At 39.5% G+C, this 306-nt stretch carries 1 protein-coding gene; it reads right to left on the reverse strand.

Going from position 1 to position 306, the window contains the following annotated elements; translation table 11 throughout:
* Nucleotides 1–306 (reverse strand): chromate transporter (locus tag AOA60_RS23745; protein WP_218240798.1); only part of this gene is annotated, 306 nt, incomplete at both ends.

The following is a 306-nucleotide window of genomic DNA, read 5'->3' on the forward strand; positions in this document are numbered from 1 at the left end:
CCTTTATTCCCTTTTACATCGGCCGGCTTTACTTTTTTCAAAAGCACAAAAACGATAAGAATCCCAATCACTATCGCCGGATGAACTCCCATTACTAGAATGACAAGTGCAGAAAGAAGTACTAACAACACGACTTTTAGCCATCCTAAGTCTTTTTGTGATTTATCGATGAAACTCCACGTTAGTACTCCCATCATTACTGCCACGACAGGTAAAACACCATGAGTCATTCCTTGAACCCAGGCTAAGTCTCTAAAAGATGCTAGTGAAGCCAGTAAAATAATCATTAAGACAACTGTTGGAATG

The organism is Pseudomonas sp. 2822-17, from assembly GCF_002742485.1.
Taxonomy (GTDB): domain Bacteria; phylum Pseudomonadota; class Gammaproteobacteria; order Pseudomonadales; family Pseudomonadaceae; genus Aquipseudomonas; species Aquipseudomonas cyclaminis.